Source organism: Halomonas sp. 5021, assembly GCF_036663435.1.
Lineage (GTDB): Bacteria > Pseudomonadota > Gammaproteobacteria > Pseudomonadales > Halomonadaceae > Vreelandella > Vreelandella janggokensis.
On sequence record NZ_JAXOVU010000002.1, the window covers coordinates 101,115 to 126,812 of the forward strand.

A 25,698-nucleotide genomic window follows, 5' to 3' on the forward strand; every position below is an offset into this window, starting at 1 on the left:
TGATCGGGTTTTCCACAAGGAATGATGGCCATGAAACTAGATAGAAAACTTTGCAGTGGCATGGCGTCACTCTTTCTTGTTGGCAACGTGATGGTTGCCCATGCCGGACAGGTCGCCATATTCAATCGTTTCGGTAGTTTTCAGGTCGAGGCCCAGAGTCTGCAGGAAAAGGGTTGGGACAGAGTGGTTCGCCAGCAATACGATTTCAGCTGTGGTTCTGCGTCTGTTGCGACCTTGCTGACGTTTCATTATCAGCGTGAGACCTCAGAAGCAGAGGTGTTTGAAAGCATGATTCGAGCCGGGGATGCCGAGCAGATCCAGCGACATGGCTTTTCCATGTTGGACATGAAGCGATATCTGGATGCTCAGGGGCTCAACTCCGATGGGTTCAGAATCAGCCTGGATGACTTTATTCGCATTGGTGTGCCCGCCATTACGATGGTGAACACGGCGGGTTACAAGCATTTTGTGGTTGTAAAGGGTGTGGATGCCAATAATATTCTGATTGGGGATCCCGCGGCAGGTACCCAGGTGGTGCCCAAGGATCATTTCGAATCGCTGTGGGACGGAACGGTTCTGGGCGTGCGCGAGGAAATCGAGATTGCCCGGAAAAACTTCAATAACGAGCAGGATTGGGCCGTGCGCCCCGATTCACCTCTGTCGGTAGGAGTGAACCGTTCAAGCCTAGGTGCCAGTCTGCTGACCCTTCCCGCCAGAAATGAGATGGGTCGATGATGAGGAAATACGAAAATGCCATCTCAATCAAGCACCATGCTGAGGCGAAGGGGCGGGCGATGGATCGGTGCAGCGCTGATGATAGCCGCGACCGGCACTGGGGCAGCTTCCCCACCGGCAAGCAATGCAGCGTCAGAATCATCAAGTAGCCATTGGGAAGCTTCTTCAGGTTATCCAGTACCCGTGAGTCTTTACACTGAGGTTGTATCCTCATTGGCTGTAAATGATGAATTTAGTCGAGGCGTCGTTATTGCAGAGATAGAGCTCGATCAATTGCGAGCGGGATTCAGTCTTGGTGGGCTCGATGTGGACTTCGGGGCCAGGCTACAGACCCTGATCGATAACAGCATTGAGCTGGTGTCGGTTGTCAACTTCACCAGGGCGGGCGTCGACGTTGTGTCCCAGACATTTCGCGCCCCTTCTGGTTCAGTCAGTCAGGTGGGGCCTGGTACGGGATTGCTCGTCACTGATATGACACCGAGAGGCCTAGATCTATCGGGTCTGGCGGGTTTTTCTGGCGTTACCTTGAGCGATGCCAAAGGCTTTACGGCAGCCTTGCAAAATATCACTCGTGACGCCATCGTCAGTGGCGTAGTGAGCAACGCTTCTGGACGGAGTATACAGCAGCGGATCGATGTTGATGTTCAACTCAACAACATTGGAGCATTGAAGGTTGCCAGGCAACGGGCTGCGATTGTTGATTCCTTTGCAGGTATCCTGCGCTGATACGACAGCTGCCGATGAGGCAGCTGTCGAGTTTCTTCCTTCAGCTAAAAAATACCCATGCCGATAGGCATGCGTAGTGTCAGGGTAGTATCCGGTGCATCATCGGTGATACCCAATTCCAGGCCCAGGTTGAGCGAGACATCCGGGTTCAGCTGGTAGGACCACCCGAGTAGCAGGGAGCCAACGTTCAGGGTGTTTGAGCTGACCTTAACCGTGTTGCCGGTACTATTATTGACAAACTTCGTTGTCGTCTCGCCGATGAAGTCGTTTTTGTAGCCCAGCGTAAAGGACGTTTTTGGATTGATTGAGTAGGCCATGCCGAAACTCAATCGAATGGTATCTCCGGGATCTACCTCATCTATGATCAGGTCGTCATCATCTTGAGTAACTTGCTGATTGACATCATCTTCAAGATTGAAGACATAGCCAAGGTTAGCGAAATAGACAGCGGGCGCCGAGGGGACCAGCATGGTGAGGCTGGGCTCGAAGGAATGAAAGCCGGTGCCGGTGGTTAATTCCAATGGGGTGCCGGCGCTGTTACGACGAATATCGAAGGGGCCTTCACCGGTGGTGCTCTTGTAGCGCAGATTACCGATGAAGTAGGGCATACCATTCAGGCCACGGTTCAACTGGTAGTGGGCGGCTAATTCGATATCGCCCAGCGCATTATTAGATAACTCACGGTTCAAGGTAAAATCGGGATTAACTTCCGAGACCGTGACACGGTTCGACTCATCCCGATAGACGTAGGGCACTTTCATCTCGAGTTCCAGGCGGTCGGTAAAACCCAGCCGTCCCGTCAGAGAGGCCGTATAGCTATCACGGTCGACATCCTGTGCGGTAAACACCCCGATCAGCAGGGTGCTCAATACTTCGATACCCTCGAAGGTCGTTCGGTTAATGCTCTCGTGAGAGTACTGGAATTCGGGCTCCAGAACCAACCTGCCCTTGGGGGTCAAGACGCCTCCATATTCCGCCATTGCCTGGACGTCTGGCTGCATCTCCTGCTGGTCGGGCCCCTGTCCAACGGGTTGGACCTGTGAGTCCTCGGTTGTCTGTTGAGCCAGCACCGGTGTACAACTGATAAAAGATGCCAAGCCGGCGGTATAGAGGATGTTAGTGCCACGTGGAGTCATGGTTTCTTTCCTTTTTTCTTTTTTGCGTAGTGCCTCGTCCTAGCGGGAGGAGGCATGGATCGATTGCCGTTCGTCGGGACAGCCATTCTTTTCGATACCGTGCTTTTCGATTAATCGATATAAGGTGACGCGTGAGACACCCAGTTCGAGCGATGCACGCAGCACATTGTGTCTGTTGCGTGCCAGGGCGGCCCTGATGGCCTCGAACTCTGCCGCATCGCGAACCTGCTGAAGGGTATCAACATCCCGGAAAAGTCCATGTCGCCTTTCCAGCCCCATATCGGCAGGTGTAATGAGCCGGTGCTCGCACATGACCATGGAACGTCTAACCCGGTTGACCAGTTCGCGGATGTTGCCTGGCCAGTGATGCTGACGCATGACAGTGATACATTCGTGGCTGAATCCACCGACTCGGGTTGGTTTTTCGGTCGAGAACTTCTGGAAGAAAAAGTGGGCCAGGGCTTCGATGTCTTCAGGGTGTTCTCTCAGCGCCGGTACCCTGACTTGAAGCACATTGAGCCGATGATAGAGATCTTCACGAAAATCCCCCCTGCTAACGGCCTCATCAAGGTCGACGTGGGTGGCGGCCAACACCCTGACATCGACAGGGATCTCTTTAAGCCCACCGACTCGAAGCACTTTGAGGTTTTCCAGAAAGCGAAGCAGGTTGACTTGTAAATCCAGCGGCAGATCCCCGATCTCGTCGAGAAACAGAGTACCTCCCTGTGAATTCTCTATGATGCCGACCTTGCGCTGATTAGCCCCAGTGAAGGCTCCTTTCTCATGCCCAAAGAGTTCTGACTGGATAAGACCGGAGGGTAGAGCGCCACAATTGACAACGTTAAATGGGCCATGGCGTCTGGGTGAATGGGTATGAATGGCATGAGCCGTTAGTTCCTTTCCCGTGCCCGACTCTCCTGTAATCAGCACAGGTGCACTGGTAGTAGCCACTTTGGCGATCGTTCGATAGAGCAGTTGCATGGTCGGGCTATCGCCGACGATACGATATTCATCGTCCACACAGGAAAGTGTCGGGATGGGGGGAGTGCCTTTGAGGTTGGCCATTGCCAGTGCACTCTCCATCAAGGTATCGAGTTTTCTCGCATCGACGGGATGGACCTGATAGGCATAACAAGTATTAAAAATCCGCTCGCGAGTCTTCTCGTGACTTAAACCATTACGTTCGATAATGGCTACCCAAGAGATGTCTGCCAGCCGGGGGCTACTATCGATTTCCAAAGGAAGGATGGATGTTGATGGATCGATAGCCATCAAGCCAACTCGACAAGGCTTATTGTCGAGCAATTCTATTGCTTTATGAGCATTAACAGCATGGTTAATTGACCAGCCATACCCTAAAAGCTGTTTTACGGTGTTCTGAAGAAACGTCGTGTTTCCGGCTGTTATGAGCTGCCTGGTTGGCTCGATCATGACGTTACCTCGTGGTTGCTGGCAACCACTGCTAATAGTGATCAGGCCCTGCGTAAGGCAAATTTTTGCGACGGCGTTGCAACCGCGCATCATCATTTTTCAAGCCCCGATAGAAAGCACCCTTTTCAAGTTTTAGGCGGAGAATGAATGGGTGAGGATTTCTAACATACGACACTATCGCAGGCTGGGGTGTGATTAGTGTTGGTCGATCCTGGAGGAATGTAAAGTCAAGTTACAGTGTGTTAAAGAGAGGGGTAAAAGTATGAGATTTCTCAGTACTTACATTAAAGATATTTTTTAACAAAGCGTTATAGCAAATTTTGCTATCCTGGAAGAGTAAAAGGAACGTCGGGTTCATTAATAAAATGGTACCTGCACTTGAGTTCCTGACCCATGTCATCGACCAAACGAAGCATCTTATCCTGCTGACCTACCCGTTACGCTTCGTTGACTGCAATGTTGCATTGCTCCATTCTATTAGTCGGCTTATTATTATGGCGGTTTATTCCTTCCTCCGTTCTACCGCAGGGACTTCTTCGCCATGAAACCACCCGATTACCACATCGCCGGGCGCTATAGCCGCCGAGCGATGTGCCTGTTGTTTGCATTCTGCTGCCTCGTTGTACCTTCCTTATCTTATGCCGCTGCCGGGTCGCTCGACCTAACCCGTTCTATCGCCGGTATCTTATCTGTGGCCATATTTGTGCTCGCCTATGCGTTAGTCATGGCTGAAGAGCTTTTGCACATGCGCAAATCAAAGCCAGTATTGGTGGCTGCTGGTTTGATCTGGGCATTGGTGGCTTGGGTATACGTCCAGGCGGGATTGCCTCAAGAGGCGGAAACGGCATTTCGTGAAACGCTGCTGGAATACACAGAACTCCTCTTGTTCTTGCTGGTGGCGATGACCTATATCAACGCCATGGAAGAGCGGCGGGTGTTTGACGCTCTGCGCGCATGGCTGGTGCGCAAGGGGTTTAGCTACCGTAGCCTGTTCTGGATTACCGGCATCCTGGCATTCGGTATTTCGGCGATTGCCAACAACATGACCACGGCGATGCTGATGTGTGCCGTGGTGCTGAAAGTGGCCGAGGGCGATGATCGGTTTATCAGCCTTTGCTGTATTAACGTGGTGGTGGCCGCCAATGCGGGGGGCGCCTTCAGTCCCTTCGGCGATATCACGACGCTGATGGTCTGGCAGGCTGGCCAGGTTGCCTTTGGTGATTTCTTCCAGTTGCTGGTGCCGTCAATCGTCAACTTCATGGTGCCAGCGGTGATCATGAGTTGCTTTATTCGCAATCGAAAACCTGAAGCATTGTCGGAAAACGTATGGTTGAAGCGCGGCGCGCGGCGTATTGTCGTGCTGTTCCTGGTCACCGTGGCGATTTCGGTGCTCTGCCACTCTGTGCTGCACTTGCCGCCTGCCATGGGCATGATGTTCGGTCTGGGTCTGCTGCAGTTCTTTGGTTACTATCTGCGCCGCAGCTTGCCGCGCTCCCTGGAGCGCAAGCGTGAGCGCTATTCCCGCCGCGGCGATTGGAAAAAACTCGAGCAACTGGGCGGTGTTGTTCCCTTCGATATCTTCAGCCGGATTGCCCGCTCAGAGTGGGACACGCTGCTGTTTTTCTACGGCGTGGTGATGTGTGTGGGCGGCCTGGGCTTTATCGGCTATCTCGGCCTGCTGTCGGAGACTCTATACGGCAGTTGGAATCCGGTGTGGGCCAACGTGGTATTGGGGTTGATTTCCGCAGTGGTGGACAACATCCCGGTGATGTTCGCGGTGCTTTCGATGGAACCGGACATGTCGTTGGGCAACTGGCTACTGATCACGCTGACGGCAGGTGTTGGGGGCAGTCTGCTATCCATGGGCTCTGCCGCGGGCGTGGCCCTGATGGGACAGGCCAGGGGTATTTATACCTTTGCTCGTCATCTGCGTTGGGCGCCAGCCATCATGCTGGGCTATATCGCCAGTATTCTTACCCACCTTTGGTTAAATGCCGGGTTGTTTTAGCCCCGTATCAATACAACCGCCCGTGCGTTGACACGCGCGGGCGGGAGAATGAAAGCTGTGTTGCTTAAATATCGTGGCCTGTTATGACGTGGCAGATATCCGCAAAGCTTTGTGCCCTCGGGATGGTATTGATCGTCTTACCGATCGCCGCTTGAATATCGCTGGCTGAAATGATGCCTCGAATGCTGGGGTTGTGGTGGTCATCATGTTCAATAATCAGCAAATGCTGATCTGTAAAGCTCTCCATCGATATCACCAAATCCTCGATGCTCAGCGACGAGAGCTGGTTAAGTGGCATAGCGCTTAATTTGTGCCAGGGCGTCATGATCATTTCGGCCGTGATGTCCTCTTGACTCAGTTGGCGTTGTTGCATGGCGATATTGATCCGCCGCTTGCCAATGATCTCTTTGGCCGTGATCACTCCAATACAGTGCTCATGGCTATCCATGACAAACAATAACCGCACTCCCGCATCGCGCATCTTTTGGTGGGCCTGATCAACCGGGGTATCGCTATCAACCCATTGGGGGCGTACCTGGCTAAAATCGGTCAGAACGCTGATAGCCGGGCTTTGTGGCGATAACGACGGCTTCTTCGGGACAACCAGCGTTGGCGTTGACCCCAGTTGGATTAAAGGTTTGGGGGAAAAGATTATCTGGTTCATCAGAGTACCTGCGTTAAGTGATGTATTGGCAAACAACAGATGTCCTGCCGTTACGTCACATTTGCACGGTATTCTTATGACAACCTTAAGAATCGCCGGGGGCAATCAAGGTCATTCCGTGGCGAGAAGGAAAACGCTGAAGTGTAATGCATACGCGCAGTCCTCCTTGGGGTGCGCTGGTCATGGTGAACTCACCGTTGTGGCGTTTAACGACACGGTCAACGATGGATAGCCCCAAGCCTGCCCCGGCGCCAGGCCCTGCACGCTGGAAGCGTTCTCTCACCTTTGAGTATGCCTGTTCTGGGATGCCGGGCCCCTGGTCATCCACGCAGATTGTGACGTGATGAGCGGTAGCGGTTAAGGCGATGTCGATAACACCGTTAGTGGGTGTGTGCTGGAAAGCGTTACCCACAATATTCTGCAACACGGTTTCAATGGCACCGGGCTCTGCTTCCATCTGCCAGTCCAGCGCTTCATCGGCATGCAGGGTTACCTGCTGTTGGCGTTCGGCGGCTAGCGGCGAGAGTTCAGCGAGGGTTTCACGTGCTTCGATGAGCAAGTTGGCTGGACGGTAGTGGCGCTGTATCTCGGTTTCCGGCGCCAGACGAGCCAGGGCAAGCAGCTGGCTGACCACTCGTGTAGCGCGGGTAACGCCGTCGCGCAGGTGATCAAGCGCCTCTTTACGGTCTTCATGGCTATGGGCGCTCAACGCATTTTGCGCGTGCAGGTCCAGTACGGCGAGTGGCGTACGTAATTCGTGGGCAGCATCAGCGATAAAGCGCTCTTCGCGGGTGCGTATCTGACGGATACGCGCCAGTAATTGATTTAACGCGCTGGCGATCGGGGCTAACTCTTGAGGCAGTGACGTAAGTGATAGAGGCTGAAGGTTTTGGGGGCCGCGGGTCCGTGTCTGCTCGGCCATTCGCGACAATGGCGCTAACCCCCAGCCAATACACCACCACAACAGCAAGGCGACCAGGGGCAAGCCTATCAGCTCAGGTAATAAGGTGCGCAGGGCGACCGAACGACTCAACTCACCGCGGCTGTTTTCGCGTTCGGCGACGACGATTCGTTGATTAGTCTCTGACTGCTTCAAGACATAAATCCGCCATGCCTGTTGATCAATGGTGAGGTCCGCATAGCCCGTATCCTGCTGGCGGAGGGGGATATCGGGCGCATTTGAGGAACCTAGCAATAGCTGATCGTTTTCCCACAGCTGGAAGGCGAGCTGGCTTGAGTAGCGGTGTCCGTAGGGCGAATCGGCCGATTCGGTCTGCTGTAATGCGTTTTCAATATTGCTCAGCATCGTTTTGCGATCATCACCCAGTCTGGACGCTTGCGCCATGCCTTCGAGAAGCCGGGCATGTTGTGCAAGTCGAGCATCTGAAAGCTCGCTTATTTGATGCGCGGCATAGCGGTAGCTGATCACCCCGATCACCAGCGTACTGATGCCAAAGACCAGGAGCACCAAGGTGAGGGTGCGGTATTGAATCGAGCTCATTCGGGGTTATCCATCACGTAACCGATGCCACGTACGGTACGTATGACATGGGGAAAAAACTTGCGCCTCAAATGATGAATATGGACTTCAATGGCATTACTTTCGACATCCTCATCCCATCCGTACACCAACTGGGTTAAGGTGTCGCGTGTGAACACACGTCCAGGGTGACTCATGAATTCCTGCAACAGCGTCAGTTCGCGGCGTGAAAGTGACACCTCTTGTCCTTGATAACTTACCTTGAGAGTGACCGGATCAAAGCGTATCCCCTGACACTCCAGCAGCGAGCGTGCCTGCCCATGGCTGCGTCTTAATAAAGCGCGCAACCGGGCAGTAAGCTCGGTGACATCGAACGGTTTGATCAAGTAATCATCGGCGCCGGCGTCGAGGCCAGCAATTCGCTCATCGACCGCATCACGGGCGGTCAGCACCAGGATGGGTACCTGGTTACCTTCCCGTCTCACGGCTTTGAGCACGTCGACGCCATCCAGGCGGGGTAACCCCAGGTCGAGTATCACGGCATCGAAGGGCATCCCTTCCAGCAGCGTTGAGCGGGCACTCACCCCATCGCTGAGATGGTCAACCGTGTACCCTTCAGGTTTAAGCGCCAGGCGTATTCCAGACGCTAAACTTGAATCGTCCTCTACCAGTAGGATGCGCATGATGAGGGATGGTGTCCTTGGGTGAGTTTACCTATTCAGATGAATACGATGGTCATATAAACACAATGGATGACAACGATAGTAGCGTCTATGGCACATACCTCAAAGATTATCCTATGCCCGCCTGAACATCGCCGCGAGGCACTTCTGCATCTGGCCAAATCGCAGTCTTCGAAGGGACAGAAAGCATTGACCGAGGCGCTAAAGCCGATGCTGAAGGAACCGGAAACGGCTTGGCAGAGCTTATGGGTAAGCCTGGATAGAGGGCGTATCAACGGCGTTGTTTGGGTACAGCGGCTGCCACAGAATATGGCGCAGTTGTGGCTACCCAATGCGCAAGGTGAGCAAATAAGCGCGTTGATCGAGACGGCGCGGCATTGGGTCATGCAGCAACGTTTAACGCTTTGTCACATTGAGCTAAACCCAGAAGCGACCCACCAGCGAGCGCAATTGATCGCCCATGGCATGCAGCCGCTCGTATCGCTGCGCTGTTTGAAAGCGGGCGTGGGCCAGCGCTTTCCTGCCGCGGCGCCGTTCACCCAACTGCATTGGGCACCATGGGATCGACTGACAGCGGCTCAGGAGCATGCGTTGATGACCGCGGTTGGGCATGACTCGCTGGACTGTCGTGGATTACGCGACATCTTATCGGTCAACGACTTACTGGCTGGTTTCTACGGGCAAGACCACCACGCACCCGTTCACTGGCATGCGCTGTATGTGGATGAATCGCCGTCGCCCATCGGCGCCTTGCTGTTGGCACCGCGGAGCGAGATTAACCGTTGGGAGCTGATGCTGATGGGACTGGTGCCTGAGTGGCGACGTCGTGGTTTGGGCGGCCATATTCTCAACCATGCCTTGGCCCTCGCCCAGCAGGCGGGTGCATTGGAGCTATTGCTTTCGGTGGATCATGAAAACCTGCCGGCATTTAACCTCTACAGGCACGCTGGCTTCAGCGAATATGCAAAGCAGTACGTCATGGCCTGGCGCGGCTAGCCGTCAAGGCGTCGTTGCCGCGTTGACCCGGTAGGCGTGGTGGGTTTTGTGGCACTTTGAATTACCACTATACTGCTAATATTCATTAAGTAGGCGTATTGGTAGCCTTTGATCTTCAGCCGCCCAGACGCCGACAATAATAAATTAGAGGTGGTGCGAGTGAACGTTAAGCAGATAGCAAAAGGTCTTGTTGCACTTGGGGTTGCCATGCTGAGCGGGTCGGGTGCCGTCGCTGATGCCTCCCGGGAGGCGATTGCGGAGCGGCTGGCGCCGGTAGGTAGCGTTTGTTTACAGGGCCAGGACTGTGGCACCCAAGCGGCGCAAGCAGAAGCCGAAACCAATGCGGAAAGCGGTGATGGTGAGTTGGATGGTGCCTCGCTGTATAGCAGCGTCGGCTGTGCGGCGTGCCACGATAGCGGTGCGGCGGGAGCACCGGGGCTAGGGGACTCCGAGGCGTGGGCATCCCGTATCGAGCAAGGCACTGAGGCTCTCTATCAAAGCGTGTATGAGGGTAAAGGTGCCATGCCGGCACGCGGTGGCAGTAGTGCTTCCGATGAAGAAATCCAGGCGGTTGTCGACTACATGGTCGCTGAGGCTGAATAAACGGGGTTGCTCCTTGTGCGTATTTGAATTGTCCACAAGCGGTTGTCACTGAACGCCTGTGGATAATTTATAAGCGCTGAACACGCGCTCGTACTTCTGGTTTAACGGACACCTCAGCCAAGTAAAGACCGTAGCCCCGCAATGGCATCCTGCCCCCGGGCCTGCTTTTTCTCCGGGTCTTCCTTATCGGCGCGGCCTTCCCATTCCAGATCGTCAGCAGGCAATTCTTCCAGGAAGCGGCTGGGCTGGCAGTCCATCAACTCGCCGTAGGCCTTGCGCTGGCGGGCAAGCGTCAATGTCAGCGTGCGCCGCGCGCGGGTAATGCCTACGTAGGCCAGGCGACGTTCTTCTTCCACTGTGCCCATTTCAATGGCATTGCGGTGGGGCAACAGATCCTCTTCCAGGCCCATCAGATAAACGTGGGGGAACTCCAGCCCTTTGGAGGCGTGCATGGTGAGCAGTTGCACCCGGTCGGAGTCGTCTTCTTCCGCCTGTTGCTCCAGAATATCGCGCAGCACCAGGCGTGATATCGCCGCTTCCACGCTATCGGTTTCGGTGGCTTCGGACGCTGTATCGTCTTCCGGGTCGCGGTTGAGCGATTTTTCCAGTTGGTCGATCAATATCCACACGTTGGCCATGCGTCGCTCGGCGACAGTCGGCGCGCTGGCGTTTTGGTACAGCCACGCCTCGTAATCCATGTCCCGCAACATGTCGCGAATCGCGGCAATGGCATCGCCCTGGTCCATACGCTTGCGCACGCCATCGATAAAGTGGGTAAAGCGCGACAGGCGCTCCACCGCCCGGGTGGGCAGAACCTGCTCCAGGCCGAGCTCATGGCAGGCGGCAAACAGCGAAATCGAGCGCTCGGTGGCGTAGTTGGCAAGTTTCTCGACGGTACCGGGACCTATTTCACGGCGCGGCACGTTCACGATGCGTAAAAAGGCGTTGTCGTCGGCGGGATTAATCAGCAGCCGCAGATAGGCCATGGTGTCCTTGATCTCGTTGCGCGAGAAAAACGACGTGCCGCCGGACAGCTTGTAGGGGATTTGGTAATGCTGCAGCTTTAACTCCAGCAGCCGGGCCTGGAAGTTACCCCGGTAAAGCACGGCAAAGTCCCGCCATTCGGCTTTTTCCTTGATCCGCCGGGTAAACATTTCGCTGGCGACTCGCTCCGCTTCGGCTTCCTCGTGGCGATTGACGATGACTCGAATGGAGGCGCCATCGCCCATCTCCGACCACAGGGTTTTTTCGTAGACGTGGGGATTATAGGCAATCAGCGTGTTGGCGGCGCGCAGGATCGTGCCGGTGGAGCGGTAGTTCTGCTCCAGCTTGATCACCTTCAGGCGCGGGAAGTCTTCGCCCAGGGTAATCAGGTTTTCCGGCCGGGCACCACGCCAGGCATAAATCGACTGGTCATCGTCGCCCACCACGGTAAAGGTGGCCCGTTCGGCCATCAGTAGTTTCACCAGCAGGTACTGGGACACATTGGTGTCCTGATACTCATCCACCAGCATGTAGTGGATCTTGCGCCGCCAGCGGGCCAGGGCTTCCGGGTCGCGCTGCAGCAGGACCACCGGCAGCAGAATCAGGTCGTCAAAATCCACCGCGTTATAGGCTTTCAGATGGCGAACATAGGCTTCGTAGACCCGTGCGGCAAAGTGCTCGTCGTCATCCGCCGCAAACGACAGCGCATCGCTTGGCAGCATCAGGTCGTTTTTCCACTGGGAGATTTTGCTCTGCACGGCGTTGATCTGTTCGGCGTCTACCTGGGCGTCTTTATTCATCAAATCGCGCAGCAGCGCCTTGGCATCCTCCGGGTCGAAGAGCGAAAAGCCGGGTTTGTAGCCCAGGGTTTTCAGCTCACCGCGGATGATGTTCAGCCCCAGGGTGTGGAAGGTGGAAACCGTCAGTCCGTGGCCTTCCTTGCCGTGCAGCATTTGCCCGACGCGCTCTTTCATCTCCCGGGCGGCCTTGTTGGTAAAGGTCACCGCGGCGATTTTGCGCGCGCTCATGCCGCATTCCTGCACCAGGTAAGCGATTTTGGTGGTAATCACGCTGGTTTTGCCGGAGCCTGCCCCTGCCAGGACCAAGCAGGGCCCATCGATATAGCGCACGGCTTCCTGCTGGCGCGGATTGAGCCCGTTAATGCGGCTAAGGATGCTCTTTGGCGGCTGGGGCGTCATGGCGACGGGTAACCTCTAAAGTGTTGCAGGGCGGTTTCGATTATAATCAGCGGCGCTGGGTAGACGCATAATGGGCTAACAATAGGCAGGTGTTAATGTTTGAAGTCGCTTTATTTGAACCACGGATGGCGCCCAATACGGGCAATATCATGCGCCTGGTGGCCAACAATGGCTGCCGATTACATCTGATCGAGCCGCTGGGCTTCGACCTGGAAGAGAAAAAGCTGCGCCGGGCCGGGCTGGACTACCGTGATCTTGCCAATGTGACGCGCCATGCTGATTTTAGCGCCTTTCAAAGCGCCATGCAGGGACGCACCATCTGGGCAATCACCACGAAAGGCACCCGCGCCCATAGCGACGCTCCCTATGCGCCAGGCGATGTGCTGCTGTTCGGCTCGGAAACCGCCGGGCTCTCGCCCGAGGTTCACGCGGCGTTGCCTGCCCAGCAAAAGCTGCGCATTCCCATGCAGCCCAATAACCGCAGCCTCAATCTCTCCAACGCGGTGGCTATCGTGAGCTATGAGGCGTGGCGCCAGCAAGACTATGCGGGCGCCCTGTCACGTTAGCGCCGTTTAGTCGGCAATTCCGTAGCGGTCACGATAAGCCCGAACGGCTTCGGCGTAGGCCAGCATCTCGCCACCGGCATGCTCTTCAAGATAGGTAAGCACCTGCTCAAGCGTCACGATGCTGACCACCGGCATGCCGTACTGAGCCTGCACTTCCTGAATTGCGCTCTGTTCGCCCTGGCCACGCTCCTGACGGTCCAGAGCAATGATCACGCCCCCTGCGCGAGCACCATTCTGCTCGATCAGGCTCATTACCTCGCGTATAGCGGTGCCTGCGGTAATCACGTCGTCGATAATCAGAATATCACCGGCAAGCGGTGCGCCGACAATGTTGCCGCCTTCCCCGTGGCTTTTGGCCTCTTTGCGGTTAAAGGCGTAGGGGATGTCGCGGTCGTGGTGGTCCGCCAGGGCCGCGGCAGTTACCGCCGCCAGGGGAATGCCCTTGTACGCCGGGCCAAACAGCACATCGGCCTCAAGGCCGCTATCGACGATCGCCTGGGCATAGAAGCGGCCCAGCTTGGCGAGCGCGCGGCCAGTCTGGAACAAGCCCGCATTGAAGAAGTAAGGACTTACACGCCCGGATTTAAGCGTGAATTCGCCGAACTTGAGCACCCCCTGCTCAATGGCAAAAGCAATGAAATCGCGCTGGTAGGGTTGTAGAGTGGTGGCCACGGCGGTCTTCCCTTATCGATCAAAAGTTGGGGCAAAGGCAACAATAAAAAGCAGGTAAATAGCAAGATTTGGTTTGTCTATTTACCCAAACGTCTAAACGTCGGGTATCATACAGCAGCGACGCAAAAGGGACGATTTATGAAAATTGCCAGCATTAATGTCAATGGTATACGTGATGCCGTCGACCGTGGCTTCCTGGACTGGCTGGCTCAGCAGGATGCCGACGTGGTCTGCGTGCAGAACATCAAGGCAAAAAGTTTTGAATTGAGCGATCATATTCTGTATCCGGAAGGCTATGAAGGCTACTTTCTGGATGCCGAAGAGGATGGTTTCTCCGGGGTGGCACTGTATTGCCGTCAAATCCCCAAGGCGATCATGTACGGCCTTGGCTTCCCCCAGTGTGACCACGAAGGGCGCTTTCTGCAGGCGGACTATGACCGTTTCAGCATCGCGACCTTCCTGATGCCCGACGGGAGCGACCAAAAAGCCAAACAGGCGTTCATGGATCAATACCAGGAGTACCTGACCAAGATGTCGCGCAAACGCCGCGAATACATCATCTGCGGTACCTGGAACATTGCCCACAAGACCGTCGACCTGGCCAACTGGTCCGACAATCAGCTCACCTCGGGTTTCCGCCCGGAAGAGCGCGCCTGGATGGATCAGGTACTTGGCCCAACCGGGTTTATCGACACCTTCCGCGAAATCAACCGCGACGCAGGTGAATATACCTGGTGGCCGAAGCTTCACCAGGAAGTTCCCCGTGAGCGCCAGGAAGGCTGGCGAATCGACTACCAACTGGTCGGTCCCAACTTCCGCCGCCACGTGGTCGATGCGTGGATCGATTACGATGCGACCTTCTCCGAGTTCGCCCCGCTGATCGTCGAGTACGACCTGGCGCTTTAGGCGCGTACTTCCCGCGTCGCCGTCCGTCCGTAGCTGACACGTCATAGGCCGACCCTTGGGTCGGCATGTGGCGTTGTGGCTAACGCTTATCAGCCTCGAATACCCAGCGCTTCGCGCTGCTTTTCACGTAGCTCGTCGCCGGCTTTCTCGGCGAGATCGAGCATGGCATTCAGCTCGGCACGATTGAAGGCGCCTGCTTCGGCGGTGCCCTGCACTTCAATCAACTCGTTGCTTTCGGTCATCACCACGTTCAGATCGGTGTCGGCCTTGCTGTCTTCCGGGTAGTCCAGGTCCAGCACCGGCACGCCTTTGTAGATACCCACCGAAATCGCGCTGACCAACTGCTTGAAGGGGTCACCTTTGATCTTTTTATCGCGCTGCAGGTAGCGGATCGCATCCACAAGCGCGACGCAGCCACCGGTAATCGCTGCGGTGCGGGTCCCGCCGTCGGCCTGGATGACATCGCAATCCAGCGTAATGGTGAACTCGTCCAGTTTCTTCAAATTCACTGCGGCGCGCAGGCTGCGGCCAATCAAACGTTGAATCTCCAGCGTACGGCCGCCCTGCTTGCCGCGGGTGGCCTCGCGGCCACTGCGCGAGTGGGTCGCGCGGGGCAGCATGCCGTACTCGGCCGTTACCCAACCCTGATTCTTGCCGCGCAGCCAGCGCGGTACGCCTGCTTCCACGCTCGCATTACACAATACCTTGGTATCGCCAAACTCCACCAGTACGGAGCCTTCCGCATGGCGGGTGTAATCGCGGGTTATGCGAATATCACGCAGCTGGTCGGCCTCGCGACCGCTGGGACGCACAACATCAGGACGCTTAGCACTGCTCACAAATAGTACCTCTCAATCAACGTGTCACTAGGAAAAGCCCCCATTGTACACGTCTGGGCGTGCGCTGATTGGCCTATCGGGTAGACTGTTGGCAATGCATCATTAATCGTTTTTGACCAACAGGATGAACCATGGCCGCTTCCAGTCGCGTACACAGCATGACCGCCTTCGCCCGCGCCGAGCAGGTTGCGCCTTTTGGCACCTTGCAGGTGGAAATCCGCTCGGTGAACCAGCGTTATTTAGAGCCCCATTTCCGCCTGCCCGATGCCCTGCGCGACCTGGAGCCGACGCTTCGTGAAACACTGCGTACCCGCCTGGCACGAGGAAAAGTCGAGTGTAGCCTGCGCTTTGAGGCCACCGAGGCCCATCAGGCGCCCGCCGTGAATGCTAAGCGGCTAAAAGAGATTGCCGACGCACTGGCGGCTATTCAACAGCAGGTGCCCAGTGCCGTGCCGCCGACTACCCTTGCGCTACTCAACCAGCCCGGCGTCATGGAAACCCAGCACCTGGATCAGGAGGCCATTACCTCGGCTGCCAAGGCGCTGTTCGACCAGGCGCTGGATGAGCTCATTGACGCCCGCGCCCGGGAGGGAGAGAAACTCGCCGTCATGATCACCACCCGGCTTGCCGCCGTAAGCGAGCAGGTCGCCACCGTGCGCAGCCTCCTGCCGCAGATTCTTGAGCGCCAGCGCCGCCTCCTGCTGGAGCGTTTAGAGGTCGCCAAGACCGACCTCGATCCCCAACGCCTTGAAGCTGAGCTGGTGCTGGTGGCGCAAAAGGCCGATGTGGACGAAGAACTGGACCGCCTGACGGCGCATGTCGACGAAGTCAGTCGTCAACTGAAACAAAAAGGCCCAAAAGGCCGTCGTCTGGATTTCCTGATGCAGGAACTCAACCGCGAAGCCAACACGCTCTCGTCTAAATCCGTCGTCGCCGAGACGACCCGCTGCGCGGTCGAGTTAAAGGTGCTGATCGAGCAGATGCGGGAACAGATCCAGAATATCGAGTAGCATCCACCAAAGGCCATCAAAAACCATTAAACTATTGTTTTTCAAAGAAAAAAAGACATAAGAAGTCCACCAAGGTCCACCAACCCCTCCGGAAATCCAGATCATATCGGGGAGTAATCCGGGGAGAAAAAGCATTGCCTCTCCTCCCTCCGACACATACCCTTACAGATACTCCCCAACCATGTCGATCCGAGTGCATGACCGGGAGAAAGTGGGGGAGGTGCCCGCTGGCACTCTAAATGCCGTTGCAAAAAGGTCCACTGGGCGCCAGTGACGAGCTCATATGACATTGAGCCGCCTATCTAGCCCAAGCCTAGCCCGAGCAGCTATCAAACGGTCGTTTGTTTTATTTTCAACGGGGGACGAGAGGAAATAATGGGAAGCCTTACCGCCAAGAAGAGCCAGTCGCTTGTCAAGGAGGGTAAAGCAGGGCGCTACAGCGACGGCAACGGTCTGTACCTGATGATACCGAGGAAAGGAACTCCTTACTGGATGTTGCGATACACGCTGTTTGGCAAGCGGCGTGAGATGACGCTGGGCAAACATGCCCACCTCTCTCTCGCCGAGGCTCGGACGAAAGCGGTTGAAAACCAGAAGTCTATACGCGAAGGCCTTGACCCCATCGAGGAACGCAAACGCGATAGCCAGGCCTTGATCAGGACAGTGGAGGACCTGTTTGCTGACTGGTACCCGGAGCTAGAGAGAAGACTCAAGCACCCAGCTATTCCAAAGCGGATATACAAAAAAGAAGTGGCGCCCCTCATCGGGGGTAGATCGCTGGATGCTGTCACCCCAATTGATATCCGTGAAATAATTAGACGAGTAACAAATAGTGGTAGGCCGACAATAGCTAATGACACACTGATGTATCTTAAACAGATGTTCAACCACGCCATAAAACTGGGAATTTTAACCTACAACCCAGCATCAGCCTTCAACGTCAACGACGCAGGCGGTATTGAGAAAAGCCGCGATAGGGTTTTGAGCCTCGATGAGATTCGCAACGTTTTCCAAGCCTTCAGAGACAATAGCGACAGCTTCAGCCGCGACAACTACCTCGCCTGCGCGCTACTGCTCGTCCTGGGGGTACGTAAGACCGAACTTACCGAAGCCCAGTGGTCAGAATTTGACCTGAAGAACGGCCGGTGGAACCTGAGCGGTGAGCGCAGCAAGACAGGCGCCGGGATCGTCATTCCCCTCCCACCGCAAACCATCGGCTGGCTGGAAGAGCTCAAGATCCGTGCCTGCGGCTCGGACTATGTCTTTCCTAATCGCCGCAGCAGTAAGCGGGCCCACATGGGCAAAGACACGCTGAATCGTGCCATTGCCAAGCTATTTGGCAAGGAGCCTGGCAAGAAGCCGCAACCAGAGAACCGGATGGGCGATATCACCGAGTTTACTGTGCATGATCTGCGCCGCACCTGCCGCAGCTTACTCGCTGCGGTTGGTGTACCGGGGCATGTCGCGGAGCGTTGCTTGAATCACAAGCTCAAGGGCGTCGAAGGCATCTACGACCGTTACGACTACTTCGACGAGCGAAAAGAAGCGATTATCAAGGTCGCAAACCTTCTTGGCCCTGCAATAAATCTTCCCTAACTCACAACGTAAATTTCTACACACCAACAACATCTCATGAGCCAATTTTGGAGAAAGCGCCATGAGACTAATCAAGCTTAAAGATGTCACCAGCCTTACAGGTCTTGCACGCTCCACCATTTACAAATACATTTCCGAAGAAAGATTCCCAAAACCAGTATCCTTGGGAGAAAGAAATGTCGCCTGGGTAGAGGAAGAAATTCAGGACTGGATCCTAGAAAAAATAGCCGAAAGAGACCTTGCATAAACAGGGTAAAAAAACACGCTCGTCATTCCACCTAGCCGCAACATTCCCGCCGACTAAAAAAATACCGCTCCACCAGCCGACACAGCTTCCTAAGCAGGAAGCTGTGTCGGCATTATCATGTTATTTTTTCAACGGCATCCCCTCTCAGCGAAGGACACTACCTCCTCACTGCCAACCACTAGGTGTGTAAATCCACCAGGTTTTCATCAGGCATCAGGCCGCCATGACCATGGCCATGCGACGATCAAGCTCCTCGTAGAAGGCCTCAACCCGCTTGGCAATGGTGCGGATCATCGTCTCGTCCCGGTAGGCACGCTTCACGAACAGCGGCATGCCCGGCCAGTAGCTGACGAAGTCGATCCACTCCCGCTCGCTGACCCACAGCCCGCCTTGGCACTGAGCGACGTGCTCCTGGGGCAGCTCGTCGGCCAGCAATAGCTCGATCTGGTACTTGGGCAGCTTGGTCTTGATTTCGACCAGGCCATTGCTGTCGACCAGGCAGTCGGGCGAGTAGCCCACCCCGTGGTTGAGGATGATGCCGACCTGCTCCAGTTGGGGCAGGCCGGCGGCCTCGTGATAGAGCTCCCGGGCCACGGGTTCCAGCTCATGACCGCGCTGGGTGTGAGCGTTGCCCTGGAAGGCATCGGAGGGCTCGCCGGTGATGCGCTCGCCGATCAGCTGATGCATGTAGCTCATCGCACCGGTACCGAAGCCTCCCGGCCCCTTGCCCTTGACCAGCAGAGTCTTCAGCTCGGACATGGTGACGATGCCGAGACGGGCGGCATGCCACTCGGGCGTGCCCTGTTCCAGTGTCAGGATCTGCATGACGATCTCCTTCTCGATGACACGGCATAGGCCAGAGAGGGGAGGCCCCTCGCCGGCCGGTCAGTGATGTTGATGGTTGGGCTGCGCCCGCTTCTGCAGGGAGGCACGCAGCTTGTCGAAGTCGCTGCGCGGTACCTGCTCGGCCTCGGCGTACTTGCCGACGAACCATTCCTGAGTCGCCGGGGGACAGGCGGCGATCAGCTGCCGGATCTGTCCGGCCTGGAAGGGTGTGACCAGCTTGACCGGGGTGGCGGCGTGACCGTTGTCCTCCTGGCCGCGGGTAGTGATGTTAAGCAGGGCGCAAAGTATGTAGCGCTTGCCGTAGCTGGTGGAGGAGCCGAAGGCCTGCACGGCGTTCTTGCTGCCGCTGGTATCGGCCGGCAACAGCATGCTGGTTTCTTCACGATGACCGTCCTGGTGCATCAGCACGCCGGTCACCTGAATGCCGCGTTCCTGGGTCTGAATACGGAAGCTCACCGCGAAGCCGTGCTTCTTCATGATCGGCCGCACGGTATCGACGATGTCCTCGAGGGTGGCGTAGTGGCCGTTGTTAGTCTTGCCGCGTTCGGCGATGCTCGGCAGCTCAGTCTGCATGGCCGCCATGGCGGCGCTATAGGCCATCAGCGCCTGCCGGTCGAGCACCCGCTCCTGCATTTGCAGCAGGCGCTCCATCTTGTCGATGTCGACCTCGGGATTGAGGGCGGCCCGCTCGATCACCTGGATAATCGCGGTGCTGTCCTGGGTGGTTTGAGCGATCGGTGCCTGCTCGGCGGTCTTGGGATGAATGTGGGTTGCCATGATGGCCTCCGTTATCGATAGCGTTGGATGACTTCAGGGAGCTCCTCGGTCGGGACCGGCTCCAGGGACACGGCCACGCGATAGACCTGGCCCTTGGCCAGCACGTGGGTCTCGGTCGATTGCTCGCGAGCCTCCAGCAACTGACGCGTCAGCTGGGTCAGGGCATGGCAGATCTCGAATGTCATGAGCGGTTGCATCGGTACCTCCAAAAACAAAAACGCCCGGCCTTTGAGGGGCCGGGCGCTATGCCGTGGTAGGGAAAAGGCGAGGTAGGGAGAGCTTAGGACCCCGTTCAGGCCACCAGCGCAAGGGCGGACTCTAACGCTTTGTCCTTGAGGCCGGCGCCCTGGCCGAACCAGGCGCAGTCCATGCGATAGTCGTTGCTACGGGCGCGCTTCTCGTGATCCACGTACTCTGTGACCGCGTTGAGTAGCCCCCAGGCGGTGCCTTGCGCCGTGCACAGCCGAGAGCCCCGCCCTTCACCCTGATAGAGCTTCTGGGCGCGGTTGAGGGCGCGAACGTTGGGCAGCTTGGACGGATCCTCCAGCGGCGCCTCGGCGTTGCAGATCACCGACTGGAAGTAGGTCCTCGCCTCCTCCTGGCTAACCTTGCGCTCGGCCAGGGTCTTCAGGCGATACATGAAGTCGTCCCACTGGGACACGGAGATACCCAGCTGCTGCTTGACCAGCTGCGGCCGAAACTCAGTGCTGTGCGGCACCTTCACTCCTTGCGACATGCCGTCCACGGCGATGGACAGAGTGTTGTTGCAGACCACCCGCACCGAGGTCGGCATAGCGACGGTGGCCAGAGAGCCATCGCAGGACGTCGCCAACAGCAGGTAATCGTTGACCTGGTCCTGCCCCTTCAGGGCGGCACCCAGGCCGCTGCGGGCCAGTGCCCAGAACTTGCGACCGCCCTTGAGCACCCCGGCGGTCTCGAGCTCATAACCCGCGTATTCGGTCAGATCACGGTAGAACTCCAGCACCTCTTCCGGCTGCACCACCTTGTAACGCTGGGAGACGACCGACAGCGGATCCTTGGTATCGGAGCGGTAGAGCACCTTCTGCTCCGGGAAAGAGTGGATGCTTCCCAGGTGGCCCGCGCCATCGGCAATGAAACGCACCGGGGATTCATCAATGTGCCAGTCCATGCCAGCTTGCTGCCGCCAGACCTCTAGTGGTTGATGACGAGACAGTTGCTGTCCCAGCCCATGCCAGGGGGTGTCACCGACGTAAGCCATGTGTTCGATTTGATGTGCCATAGCTATAGCTCCTTGAGAGACGAACACGGCATAACGGCCCGCTCTCCAAAGAAAGCGGGCCAACCGTGAGCATGTTGAGAAAGAGATTCGAGGGGCCACCACCAAAGCAGTGATGGAGGCGCGAGAGCTTGTAATGAGGGATCAGTCGACGTGGGGGCGAAAGGTATGGCCGCAAGCGCGGCACTCGAGATTGTCGAGCATCTGGTTGTCCAGCTCGCTACCCAGACGAGCCCCGGCGACGCCACCCGCGGTGCCGCCGATCAGTCCACCAAAGACTGCTCCGGCGATGCTGCCGACGGCGATCCCTACCGGACCACCGACTGCGCCCACCAGGGCACCGGCCTCGGCGCCACTCCAGGCACCGGCTGCTCCACTAGCGGTACCGGCCACCGCCCCCGTGGAGCCTCCTACCTTTCGCCCATGATGGCGCGACACCACCCGCGACGCGCTACAGCTGGGACAAGACATGGACATGACACTACCTCCTCCATCGGGAAAGACATGAGAACGAAGCCGTCCGTTTGGGGCTTCAAGGAGGTAGTACAGGTTTAAGATTCGGTTGAATCGACAACGGGCAGAATCCTGGGCGACACACCCGCTGGATCATCGGGGTATACGTCAGCTACGGAAAAAAGCCGGGGTTTGCGGCCTCCGCCGGCTTCCTGAACATGTTTCAGAACATCCGCCCGATGGATTCCAGGATGACGAGTCGGGACGACGTAATGTTTTACATCGCTGTGAGATGAGGTGCAGCGAAACCGTGACGTCATCGCGTCGCGGTGTCTTGTACGGATCGAAAACGGAATTTCCCGGAAAAGTGAGTGACACCTCATTCGCCAGGAAACTGGGGCGATTGGCATATCCAGGGATAGGGTTTCCCTGGGATTTTGACATGCGTCACTGACGGGTAAGTATTATAGGGAGATTCACTAGGCACATAACAGGGTCTACAAGGATGGGTTACTTGGCCATGATGGGCTCACTTGTGAAAGCCCATCCAGGATCATGGAAGATCATCCAAGGAGTGGTCCCACACAGACCACTCCCTATAGAATCATCATCCAACATAACCTTCTAGGATTGACCTGACAGACATCTGGAAAACGCCTGACGTGAAGCTCAGATGATCGTCAGCATCATGTCCATGTCAACGCCTACAATTCCCTATCATCTCCCTGTCGACCGACAAGACCATCGCTGCGGAATCTTTCACCATTCCCACAGCGAGGTATCTCCTCATGTCTCAACATCAACCCCTTCGTCATCCACTCAACGACAAGCTGCGCCTGTACTATGAAGATACCTATCGTGGATTTGAGGTGCAGCAGGAAAAAGGTGACCCTTTAATTCTGGACTATCTCGAACGCTCCTACCAAACACTTGATACTGTGACACGAATCAACACCACCACCTTCGCCTTTCGTGTAGACCTTCGCTTTCCAGGTAAGATGCCGCGCCTGCTCATGCATGAGAACAACTGCGTGCTGGCACGGTTCTTCTACAATTTTCGCTACGAGCTAAAGCGGCGGAAGACCAAGTTCCCCACCCAGCTGCATTACCTATGGGCACGTGAACAGGTCAACAGCGACAAACCGCACTACCACCTGATGATCCTTCTCAACAAGAATGCCTACGATTGCCTTGGATCTTTCTCGCCAGATGGAGACGGGGCCTACTCGCGAAACAACCTCTACCACCGCATGATGCGCTCCTGGTTGAAGGCAATGGGCTTCGATCATGATGACCCACGTTTCCGTCAGCTGATCCATGTCTGCAAAGACCCAGTCACCAAAGAGCCCTGGTCCTGCGTCCTGCATCGGCATGACCGAATAGCCATGAATGAGGCGATGTACATGGCCAGCTATCTGTGCAAGGCCTACAGCAAGCCATTCGGCCAGAGGGCTCACGTCTTCGACGGCAGCCGCTTTCCAAAGCAGTCGTCTTTGATCACTGAGTGACATGGTATGGGTCCGTCTTGGGCGGACCCGTTCTGACTCTTCCAACAAGGTGCCTGATGATGTTTCCGACTTCGATGTTTCCTTCCCTCTCGATCCCTCACAACACGCGTGACAGCCAAGCAGGATCGTCATCCCACGATCCCTGGGGTGATCGTCGTCTCGCCCGGATGGAACGCAAGGAACCCACCCGTCGACTGCTACGTGACGTCATGGCCCTGCGCCGGATTCGTGGCATGAGCCAGACAGCGCTGGCGGCTGAGCTAGGGGTCAGCGTGCGGACCCTGCAGGAGTGGGAGCAGGGTCGACGTCTGCCCTCGGGGGTCGGCCATGCTCTGCTCAGACAGTGGGTAGAAACCAACCATAGCGATGGAGATTGAGACATTGCGATGGAATATAAGCCAGCATGCGCACCTCTGGATGCCCATATTCATGTTTTTTAAGTTTTAAAAGTCACAATGTCTAACCCAATACCAGCTTTCACGCTCTAAGTAGCCCATCGCTACTGCTGGCGAGAGGCATCGCATGAGGCACGCCAGCGCCCATAGGGGCCACGTTTCTCAAGAGGGACAAGCTGAATCCCGAACGTCGCAAGCAAACTCCTGCTCTGCTTGAACTTGGCCGCCAACCCTCGGGACGTGACAGGCCAGGCACCTGAAGGATCAGGCTCAGGGCGATACCCATCGAGCAGCACAAGCCAATCCTTGACCGTGGCCTCTATCCGTCCATCCTCCGACGCATCAATGAGACGTTTCACGGCCATCGCGACAGGATTCTCCTCCAGCTCATAATCGCGACGACTTTGCTGGTTGGCATCGAGTTGTTGCCAGAATTCGGCAGTATCCCGACCCAAAGCATCAGCCACCAGCACACCTATCCGGCATAGGTCTCGCAAACCGCCATAGCGGTCGAATTGACGATCATTTTCAACATGGCTCCAGAACTGGTTAACATGGCCAAATACTTGGAGGAGGCCATGAATGATGGTTCTCTCCGCCATGCTGCGATCCTTCACAGCATTTTGAGGGTTGCCCCCTCCTGCATCATCCAGCTCAATGCTCAAGGTAGCATCGGATAGCGGCGCATAGGTCACTATGCTCTCACTGCTATTCAGTAAGCACACGCAACGAACGGTGAGATCAACCCCAGAACGCTTCGCTTTGGTTCTCCACTCCACTGTTTTTCCCTGCGTGATCGAAAGCAGGCCTCTCTGCTGATTTTTTGACAGCGTATCCACTTGATGAAAACTCAACAGGTAATGGCACTGCGCCCGAATATCAAGCTGTTTTATCGTATTGGGAAACTCGCTTTCGAGAAGGGTGCTAGCCGGATCTATGATGGTCTTTAGCATCTTCTGTGAGTCAATCAACTCAGAATTCGCCTCACCTAACAACTCGAGCAATACGGGCGAGCTATCTGAGCGCCAAGCCATGACCATCCAGGCGATTATCAGCAGGTCACTATCTTTCGGTAGCAAAGTGACATCGAACAATATAGATATCGATTGAGGGCGAATATTCCCAACATTATCGGGCAAGTCAACCGCCCAGCTTTCGCGAGGCATGACATGGGGAATCCCAGCCAAAACCTCATAGCTCGATAAACCCGGCGAGAAAACCAAGCAGCTTTCTCCAAGTACCAGCGCGCGTCGCCCGGTGTTAAATTCGACGCCCGCACGGCCGTAAACCGGCAACACAGATTGAGGGGTAGCACCATCAACGAAGTTGTTGATAGCAGACTTAATAACACCGTAGGAGACATCCTGATGACTGCCAGAGGATGCTCGCCAATACGCTCCCTTCACACGATCAAGGATCACTGGATCCATATACGGCAAGGTTTCGCCCGTCGCCTTATTGGTCAGCAGAGGGCTTCTCGTCTCATTATGAGTGAGAAAAAACTGCCCCTGGAGCATGGAAATAACATCTTCTACTTGCTTATCGCGGCGAGATTGCTTGGGCGCTTGGTTTGTACCAGGAAAGGCAAAACGAGCAGCAGCAGGCTCATTGCTTAACACAGGTTCCGATGGGCTGTAGGGCCAAGGTGCATTGAGTACGCTCTGAGTTTCGGGGTCGTGAAAGAGCGACTTCACAGTGACCGGTGGCTCATCATCGTGTGATGCATTGGGAAACGAAAAAGAGGTTCCTGTATCGGGCATAGGTGAAGTCTCTGCGGCATCATCAAGCTCATCAGAAGCCACCTTCCTAGCTTGCTCACGCCAATGCTCACTCAGGCCAAACCTCTGCCGCCGGTGCTTGGTACTGGCTCCCTCGTGTCCCACTGGATGAGACTCGTGGTTATCCTGACTATGATCCGTCATTCCCTACCTCGTGCCTTTTCGCCATCGAATATCTCGCAAAGCCTATCACACGGACCTC

General features: G+C 56.1%; 26 protein-coding genes. 12 read left to right on the forward strand and 14 right to left on the reverse strand.

What is annotated here, in order from left to right; all coding sequences use genetic code 11:
• Window positions 1–30 precede the first annotated feature (30 nt).
• Both R3F64_RS04070 and R3F64_RS04075 read left to right on the forward strand, forming a co-directional pair.
• Window positions 31–735 carry a C39 family peptidase gene (locus R3F64_RS04070; protein WP_332609944.1) on the forward strand — a complete coding sequence of 235 codons (705 nt, stop codon included), beginning with the start codon at window positions 31–33 and terminating at the stop codon, window positions 733–735.
• Between the two features lie 15 nt (window positions 736–750).
• Window positions 751–1,461: a hypothetical protein gene (locus tag R3F64_RS04075; protein WP_332609945.1), complete on the forward strand. Its 711-nt coding sequence runs from the start codon at window positions 751–753 to the stop codon at window positions 1,459–1,461.
• Window positions 1,462–1,505: 44 nt separating this feature from the next.
• Here the strand turns inward: R3F64_RS04075 and R3F64_RS04080 are convergent, their stop codons facing one another.
• Together R3F64_RS04080 and R3F64_RS04085 are read right to left on the reverse strand one after the other, a co-directional pair.
• On the reverse strand, window positions 1,506–2,597 hold the full coding sequence (locus tag R3F64_RS04080) for a transporter (protein ID WP_332609946.1): 1,092 nt from the start codon (window positions 2,595–2,597) through the stop codon (window positions 1,506–1,508).
• A 39-nt stretch (window positions 2,598–2,636) separates the two neighbouring features.
• On the reverse strand, window positions 2,637–4,028 hold the full coding sequence (locus tag R3F64_RS04085; RefSeq protein WP_332609948.1) for a sigma-54 dependent transcriptional regulator: 1,392 nt from the start codon (window positions 4,026–4,028) through the stop codon (window positions 2,637–2,639).
• 541 nt (window positions 4,029–4,569) lie between these two features.
• Here R3F64_RS04085 and nhaD point away from each other — a divergent pair.
• Complete coding sequence (nhaD, locus tag R3F64_RS04090) at window positions 4,570–6,036, forward strand: sodium:proton antiporter NhaD (RefSeq protein WP_442908815.1); 1,467 nt, start codon at window positions 4,570–4,572, stop codon at window positions 6,034–6,036.
• Window positions 6,037–6,100: 64 nt separating this feature from the next.
• Here nhaD and R3F64_RS04095 read toward each other — a convergent pair whose 3' ends face one another.
• The 3 genes from R3F64_RS04095 to R3F64_RS04105 form a co-directional block, all read right to left on the reverse strand.
• Window positions 6,101–6,700: a CBS domain-containing protein gene (locus R3F64_RS04095; protein ID WP_253023249.1), complete on the reverse strand. Its 600-nt coding sequence runs from the start codon at window positions 6,698–6,700 to the stop codon at window positions 6,101–6,103.
• Window positions 6,701–6,785: 85 nt separating this feature from the next.
• Window positions 6,786–8,201: an ATP-binding protein gene (locus tag R3F64_RS04100; protein WP_332609953.1), complete on the reverse strand. Its 1,416-nt coding sequence runs from the start codon at window positions 8,199–8,201 to the stop codon at window positions 6,786–6,788.
• Window positions 8,198–8,863: a response regulator gene (locus R3F64_RS04105; protein WP_066315735.1), complete on the reverse strand. Its 666-nt coding sequence runs from the start codon at window positions 8,861–8,863 to the stop codon at window positions 8,198–8,200. The genes R3F64_RS04100 and R3F64_RS04105 overlap by 4 nt, the downstream gene beginning before the upstream one ends.
• A gap of 90 nt (window positions 8,864–8,953) precedes the next feature.
• Between R3F64_RS04105 and R3F64_RS04110 the strand changes: the two genes are divergently transcribed.
• Window positions 8,954–9,859: a GNAT family N-acetyltransferase gene (locus tag R3F64_RS04110; RefSeq protein ID WP_332609955.1), complete on the forward strand. Its 906-nt coding sequence runs from the start codon at window positions 8,954–8,956 to the stop codon at window positions 9,857–9,859.
• Window positions 9,860–10,018: 159 nt separating this feature from the next.
• Window positions 10,019–10,462, forward strand: coding sequence for a c-type cytochrome (locus tag R3F64_RS04115; protein WP_332609957.1), 444 nt, complete (start codon window positions 10,019–10,021; stop codon window positions 10,460–10,462).
• A 113-nt stretch (window positions 10,463–10,575) separates the two neighbouring features.
• Here the strand turns inward: R3F64_RS04115 and rep are convergent, their stop codons facing one another.
• On the reverse strand, window positions 10,576–12,645 hold the full coding sequence (gene rep / locus R3F64_RS04120) for a DNA helicase Rep (protein WP_332609958.1): 2,070 nt from the start codon (window positions 12,643–12,645) through the stop codon (window positions 10,576–10,578).
• Between the two features lie 95 nt (window positions 12,646–12,740).
• Here rep and R3F64_RS04125 point away from each other — a divergent pair, with 95 nt between their 5' ends.
• Window positions 12,741–13,211: a tRNA (cytidine(34)-2'-O)-methyltransferase gene (locus R3F64_RS04125; RefSeq protein ID WP_332609959.1), complete on the forward strand. Its 471-nt coding sequence runs from the start codon at window positions 12,741–12,743 to the stop codon at window positions 13,209–13,211.
• Window positions 13,212–13,217: 6 nt separating this feature from the next.
• On the opposite strand, the gene pyrE is transcribed toward R3F64_RS04125, so the two are convergent.
• The gene (pyrE, locus tag R3F64_RS04130) at window positions 13,218–13,883 is read right to left on the reverse strand and encodes an orotate phosphoribosyltransferase (RefSeq protein ID WP_332609960.1); all 666 of its coding nucleotides are present in this window, start codon (window positions 13,881–13,883) and stop codon (window positions 13,218–13,220) included.
• Between the two features lie 138 nt (window positions 13,884–14,021).
• Here pyrE and R3F64_RS04135 point away from each other — a divergent pair, with 138 nt between their 5' ends.
• Window positions 14,022–14,789 (forward strand): exodeoxyribonuclease III, encoded by a 768-nt coding sequence (locus R3F64_RS04135; protein ID WP_066315746.1) that lies wholly within the window; start codon window positions 14,022–14,024, stop codon window positions 14,787–14,789.
• Window positions 14,790–14,878: 89 nt separating this feature from the next.
• Here R3F64_RS04135 and rph read toward each other — a convergent pair whose 3' ends face one another.
• On the reverse strand, window positions 14,879–15,601 hold the full coding sequence (gene rph / locus R3F64_RS04140; RefSeq protein WP_332610609.1) for a ribonuclease PH: 723 nt from the start codon (window positions 15,599–15,601) through the stop codon (window positions 14,879–14,881).
• Window positions 15,602–15,759: 158 nt separating this feature from the next.
• Between rph and R3F64_RS04145 the strand changes: the two genes are divergently transcribed.
• The 3 genes from R3F64_RS04145 to R3F64_RS04155 all read left to right on the forward strand — a co-directional run bounded on the left by R3F64_RS04145 (window position 15,760) and on the right by R3F64_RS04155 (window position 18,481).
• Entirely contained in the window at window positions 15,760–16,638 is an 879-nt protein-coding gene (locus R3F64_RS04145; protein WP_264824971.1) for a YicC/YloC family endoribonuclease, read from the forward strand.
• Between the two features lie 375 nt (window positions 16,639–17,013).
• Window positions 17,014–18,234: a tyrosine-type recombinase/integrase gene (locus R3F64_RS04150; RefSeq protein WP_035414229.1), complete on the forward strand. Its 1,221-nt coding sequence runs from the start codon at window positions 17,014–17,016 to the stop codon at window positions 18,232–18,234.
• 61 nt (window positions 18,235–18,295) lie between these two features.
• Window positions 18,296–18,481: a helix-turn-helix transcriptional regulator gene (locus R3F64_RS04155; protein ID WP_035414227.1), complete on the forward strand. Its 186-nt coding sequence runs from the start codon at window positions 18,296–18,298 to the stop codon at window positions 18,479–18,481.
• Between the two features lie 213 nt (window positions 18,482–18,694).
• Here the strand turns inward: R3F64_RS04155 and R3F64_RS04160 are convergent, their stop codons facing one another.
• From R3F64_RS04160 to R3F64_RS04180, 5 genes are all read right to left on the reverse strand, one after another.
• Window positions 18,695–19,306, reverse strand: coding sequence for a lambda exonuclease family protein (locus tag R3F64_RS04160; protein ID WP_035414226.1), 612 nt, complete (start codon window positions 19,304–19,306; stop codon window positions 18,695–18,697).
• Between the two features lie 60 nt (window positions 19,307–19,366).
• Entirely contained in the window at window positions 19,367–20,104 is a 738-nt protein-coding gene (locus R3F64_RS04165; RefSeq protein WP_332609966.1) for an ERF family protein, read from the reverse strand.
• 11 nt (window positions 20,105–20,115) lie between these two features.
• The gene (locus tag R3F64_RS04170) at window positions 20,116–20,301 is read right to left on the reverse strand and encodes a hypothetical protein (RefSeq protein ID WP_035414223.1); all 186 of its coding nucleotides are present in this window, start codon (window positions 20,299–20,301) and stop codon (window positions 20,116–20,118) included.
• A gap of 95 nt (window positions 20,302–20,396) precedes the next feature.
• Window positions 20,397–21,365 (reverse strand): DUF932 domain-containing protein, encoded by a 969-nt coding sequence (locus tag R3F64_RS04175; protein WP_199284354.1) that lies wholly within the window; start codon window positions 21,363–21,365, stop codon window positions 20,397–20,399.
• A 141-nt stretch (window positions 21,366–21,506) separates the two neighbouring features.
• On the reverse strand, window positions 21,507–21,839 hold the full coding sequence (locus R3F64_RS04180; RefSeq protein ID WP_084075875.1) for a hypothetical protein: 333 nt from the start codon (window positions 21,837–21,839) through the stop codon (window positions 21,507–21,509).
• 764 nt (window positions 21,840–22,603) lie between these two features.
• Here R3F64_RS04180 and R3F64_RS04185 point away from each other — a divergent pair.
• Both R3F64_RS04185 and R3F64_RS04190 read left to right on the forward strand, forming a co-directional pair.
• Window positions 22,604–23,323, forward strand: coding sequence for a YagK/YfjJ domain-containing protein (locus R3F64_RS04185; protein WP_199284353.1), 720 nt, complete (start codon window positions 22,604–22,606; stop codon window positions 23,321–23,323).
• A gap of 56 nt (window positions 23,324–23,379) precedes the next feature.
• A complete protein-coding gene (locus R3F64_RS04190) occupies window positions 23,380–23,700 on the forward strand; it encodes a helix-turn-helix domain-containing protein (RefSeq protein WP_240724931.1) in 321 nt (106 codons plus the stop codon).
• A 122-nt stretch (window positions 23,701–23,822) separates the two neighbouring features.
• Here R3F64_RS04190 and R3F64_RS04195 read toward each other — a convergent pair whose 3' ends face one another.
• Window positions 23,823–25,478 (reverse strand): hypothetical protein, encoded by a 1,656-nt coding sequence (locus R3F64_RS04195; protein WP_332609974.1) that lies wholly within the window; start codon window positions 25,476–25,478, stop codon window positions 23,823–23,825.
• Window positions 25,479–25,698: the final 220 nt, after the last annotated feature.